The following is a 534-nucleotide window of genomic DNA, read 5'->3' on the forward strand; positions in this document are numbered from 1 at the left end:
TGAGTCCATTAGACAAGTTAATGCAAACATCGCCATTTGTACTTGTTGTGGTAGAGACAGACCTGCAGTATGGTTCAATGCTACGCTGCGGCTATCAGCAACGATGCGGTCGATGAATTTGATGTCACGTGGCTCTGGAGTTAGCGTTTTGTAACGGTCGTCCAATTGGCACTGTGTCGCTTCACTGAATGAGCGAAGTGTATCGTCGAACACGTTCTCATCGTGAATACCGATAGTGCCTAGACGCCAGCCTGTTGCACCGAAGTATTTAGAGAATGAGTAAACACATAGTGTGTTATACGGTAGTTTTGCGAACAGAGAAACGAACTCATCTGCGAATGTGCCGTACACGTCATCTGTGATGATGAATAGGTCACTGCGTTGCTCATTCACAAAGTTTGTTAGGTTCTCTAGAGTCTCGTCAGAGAATTTCACTGATGCTGGATTAGCAGGGTTAACGACGCAAAGTAGTTTGATGTCTGTATCTGCCAGTTTCTCGATTTCAGACATTGGTAGCTGCCAAGTGGTCTCATC

1 protein-coding gene is annotated in these 534 nt (G+C 45.5%); it reads right to left on the reverse strand.

What is annotated here, in order from left to right; all coding sequences use genetic code 11:
* Nucleotides 1–534, reverse strand: a 534-nt coding sequence (locus tag AB4558_RS21830; protein WP_372159104.1) for an aminotransferase class I/II-fold pyridoxal phosphate-dependent enzyme, incomplete at both ends; no start/stop codon positions are given.

The organism is Vibrio sp. 10N.222.51.C5 (assembly GCF_041474575.1).
GTDB lineage: Bacteria > Pseudomonadota > Gammaproteobacteria > Enterobacterales > Vibrionaceae > Vibrio > Vibrio crassostreae_C.